The organism is Yersinia sp. 2542 StPb PI (assembly GCF_048593855.1).
Lineage (GTDB): Bacteria > Pseudomonadota > Gammaproteobacteria > Enterobacterales > Enterobacteriaceae > Yersinia > Yersinia enterocolitica_E.
The window spans coordinates 1-480 of the sequence record NZ_JAZGQA010000499.1; the positions used below are offsets into that span (position 1 = coordinate 1).

The following is a 480-nucleotide window of genomic DNA, read 5'->3' on the forward strand; positions in this document are numbered from 1 at the left end:
GATTGATACTTATAGTCTGGTCGGTGTTTTATTTTATACTGTTGTTGGGCTATGCATAGGGAGTTTTTTGAATGTTGTTATCTATCGCCTGCCAATTATGCTTTCTGCTACTGCGCCCAAACATAAGGGCGTTAGTCGAGGAATTAAGGATAATAGCCTCAAAGACAACATTAATTTATGTTTTCCAAAATCATTTTGCCCAAGTTGCAATAGCCAGTTACTTATTAGGTACAATATTCCCGTAGTCAGTTGGTTATTATTACGTGGTAGATCCCGGTGCTGCCAGCAGAGAATTAATCCTCGTTATCTAATTGTAGAGTTACTGACGGCTATTTTAACCTTACTTGTTGCCTTTTGGGCTGAAAGCGATTATTCAACAGTTGCCTGTTTACTTTTAATTTGGTCGCTGATTACGTTGTCTTTTATCGATCTTGATTGTTACTTACTTCCAGACTGTATTACATTGCCATTATTATGGAT

1 protein-coding gene is annotated in these 480 nt (G+C 37.3%); it reads left to right on the forward strand.

Annotation, left to right across the window (positions count from 1 at the left end; all coding sequences use genetic code 11):
- On the forward strand, positions 1 to 480 hold a 480-nt coding region (locus V1952_RS22485; RefSeq protein ID WP_420075627.1), incomplete at both ends, for a prepilin peptidase.